This is a genomic window from Candidatus Culexarchaeum yellowstonense, assembly GCF_024707025.1.
Classification (GTDB): Archaea; Thermoproteota; Methanomethylicia; order Culexarchaeales; family Culexarchaeaceae; genus Culexarchaeum.
This window is the reverse complement of the sequence record NZ_JANGFQ010000102.1, coordinates 1-2,936: the sequence shown is the minus strand read 5'-3', so window position 1 is coordinate 2,936 and position 2,936 is coordinate 1. Positions and strand designations below refer to the sequence as shown.

3 protein-coding genes and 1 pseudogene are annotated in these 2,936 nt (G+C 41.7%); 2 read left to right on the top strand and 2 right to left on the bottom strand.

All coding sequences use genetic code 11. The annotated features are described in order from the left end of the window. Nucleotides 1–195, top strand: a pseudogene (locus tag MRT15_RS09015) (malate dehydrogenase); the annotation flags it as partial. Between the two features lie 43 nt (nt 196–238). Here the strand turns inward: MRT15_RS09015 and gltA are convergent. After that, nucleotides 239–1,633, bottom strand: coding sequence for an NADPH-dependent glutamate synthase (gene gltA / locus MRT15_RS09010; protein WP_304329755.1), 1,395 nt, complete (start codon nt 1,631–1,633; stop codon nt 239–241). Nucleotides 1,634–1,639: 6 nt separating this feature from the next. Beyond that, nucleotides 1,640–2,479 carry a sulfide/dihydroorotate dehydrogenase-like FAD/NAD-binding protein gene (locus MRT15_RS09005; protein ID WP_304329754.1) on the bottom strand — a complete coding sequence of 280 codons (840 nt, stop codon included), beginning with the start codon at nt 2,477–2,479 and terminating at the stop codon, nt 1,640–1,642. Nucleotides 2,480–2,602: 123 nt separating this feature from the next. Between MRT15_RS09005 and MRT15_RS09000 the strand changes: the two genes are divergently transcribed. Further along, the coding region (locus MRT15_RS09000; RefSeq protein ID WP_304329753.1) for an arcadin 1 at nt 2,603–2,936 on the top strand (334 nt) is incomplete at its 3' end.

The window sequence follows — 2,936 nt, the reverse complement described above, 5'->3', positions numbered from 1 at the left end:
GAGGAGGCTGTGGCATGTGCTTTGAAGTCCATTGAGCAAGGTGTGGCTAGGGTTAAGTTGAGTAGGAATGAGCTTTGGGAGAGGGCTTCAAGAATAATTGGTGAAGCTAGAAGGTCTCTTGAAGCTTTATGGAAGGCTGGTTTAATTAGGCCTCCACCTACAGAGGAAGAACTTTTAAGCATGAAGCATTTCTAGAAAGCTTATCCAACATTTTAAAATAAAAATAAATTTTTTAATTTTATATTCTTCCTTCCTTTATGTCTTGGTGTATTGTTGTGGATGCTATTCTGCCAGTGCCCATGGCTTCTATTACTGTGGCTTCTCCTAGTATTATGTCTCCAGCTGCATATACCCCCTTCATGCTTGCTCTACATTGCTTATCCACTATTATGCATCCCTCTTCATTCACCTTTATTTCTGGTGTTGTGTTTGCTATTAGTGGGTTTGGGTGGCATCCTATGGCTATTATGGCTGTGTCCACTTCAAATATGAATTCAGACCCCTTTATTGGTACCGGCCTCCTCCTACCACTGGCATCTGGTTCTCCAAGTTGCATTTTTAAGCATTCTATTCCTGTAAGCCTCTTATCCTTGTCTCCAACGAACCTTATTGGTTGTGTGAGTAGTTGGAATTTAACCCCCTCCTCCTTTGCATTTATCACTTCATCTCTCCTCGCAGGCATCTCTTCCTCAGTCCTCCTATAGACTATGTATACTTCTCCAGCTCCAAGTCTAATTGCAGTTCTGGCAGCGTCCATCGCCACATTCCCTCCACCTATAACTGCAACTTTACTTCCCACTTTTATCGGTGTATCGTATTTTGGGAATAGGTATGCTTTCATTAGGTTTGTTCTTGTGAGGAATTCATTGGCTGTGTATATGTTTACAAGGGTTTCTCCTGGTATGTTTAGGAATTTAGGCATTCCTGCACCTGTTCCAAGGAATATTGCTCTGTAACCGTTTTGGAATAGCTCCTTAATTGTGTATGTCCTCCCAATAACTGTATTTGTTTGTATGTCTACCCCTAGATCTTTAAGGTAGTTTATCTCGTATTCCACTATCCTCTTTGGAAGTCTGAATTCAGGTATTCCATATACTAGTACTCCACCCGGCTTGTGTAATGCTTCGAACATAGTTACTTCGTATCCAAGTTTTGCTAAGTCTGCAGCTACAGTTATCCCTGAAGGTCCAGATCCAACTACTGCCACCTTAATGTTGTTTGGTGGAGCTTTCGTTATTTCCTCCTTTATAACCCCCTCCCTTATAGCCCAATCTGCCACAAACCTTTCTAGAGCTCCTATGGCTATTGGCTCTTTAATTCTTTGGAGTGTACATTTAGCTTCACATTGCACTTCTTGTGGGCAAACCCTCCCAGTTATTGCTGGTATGGCATTCTTCTCCTTTATTATCCTATATGCTGATAGGAAGTCTTTTTCGGCTATCTTCTTTATAAATGCTGGTATATTTATGCCCACTGGACATCCATCTATGCATGGATGGTTTGGGCATTGTAGGCACCTCTTAGCTTCTTCAATTGCTTGTTCCTCCGTTAATCCAAGCGCCACTTCATTGAAGCTTTTAACTCTCTCCTCCACTGGAAGTTTCCTCATTTCAACCCTCTTCTTTATTGGCATACTTCTTCACCCCCCTCCCTCAAGGAACTTTTTCAATGCCATTTGCTCTTCAGCTTTATATGCATTTAACCTCATTAGTAGCACGTCGAAGTCCACTTGATGTGCATCGAATTCTGGCCCTTCAAAGCATACGAATCTAGTTTTCCCAGCAACTTCCACTCTGCATGCTGCGCACATCCCCATTCCACACACCATTATTGGGTTTAAGCTTGCAATGGTTTTTATATTGTATGGTCTCGTTACTTCTGCGCATACCTTCATCATTATTGCAGGTCCAACCGTTATAACTCTATCAACCTTTAATCCACTTTTCAGCAAGTCTCTCAATTCATCTGATACGAACCCCTTCCTCCCCTTTGATCCATCATCCGTTGTTACCCTTAATTCATCGCTCACCCTCCTCATCTCCTCCTCATATATTAGTAAATCCTTGCTTCTGGCGCCTATTATTGATACAACCTTGTTTCCAGCTCCCTTCAATTCCCTAGCTATTGGGTATATTGCCGGCACCCCTACACCTCCACCCACACATATTACTGTTCCAAATAGGCTTATTTCAGATGGATTTCCAAGTGGACCCACCATGTCTTTTATTACGTCTCCAACTCCAAGTTTTCCAAGTTTATATGTTGATACACCCACTTCTTGGAATACTATATTTAATGTCCCCTTATCCCTATTCCAGTCTGCCACCGTTAATGGTATCCTCTCCCCCTCTTCACAAACCCTTACAACTATGAATTGTCCAGCTCTAACCTTTGAGGCTATCTTTGGATTGTAAACCACCACCTCCTTTATTCTTGGTGCAAGCTCCCTCTTATCCAATATCTGGTTCATCTTAATCATTCGCCACTCACCATGCATGTTTTGTTTCACTTAAACGTTTCCAGTAACATATATTAAATTTTCCATGGTATAGTTAGCAAACCACTTATATACTTGTGCCACACTATATGTTTGGGGATTATTTTGGAAGTTAAGTTTAAGGCTTCTGTGGCTGGGAAGAATGTTGTTAGAGCTCCTAATGGTGAGAAGATGTTTAGGATTGATTTGGTGGAGGAGCAGGAGTCGCCTCCACCAGTATTCTATTCTTCTCAAGATTCAGAGTTGGCTAAGGATGTTCTTCCAATTATGCAGCAGGTTTTGAGGATGATGCCAATTCCACTTTCAACATCCTTTCAGCTTCCACGTTTAACTATATGGCTTACTGAGGATGAGTGGGATAGACTTGAGCCTAAACCTGAGTTGGGTGATATTTTAACAGTCATTATTTCTGGTGGTGAAATTAGGATTTCTAGGGAGA

What these genes read in the sequence shown, in the direction of transcription:
- gltA (WP_304329755.1), bottom strand. Translation starts at nt 1,633, where the DNA reads ATGCCAATAAAGAAGAGGGTTGAAATGAGGAAACTTCCAGTGGAGGAG.
- MRT15_RS09005 (WP_304329754.1), bottom strand. Translation starts at nt 2,479, where the DNA reads ATGATTAAGATGAACCAGATATTGGATAAGAGGGAGCTTGCACCAAGA.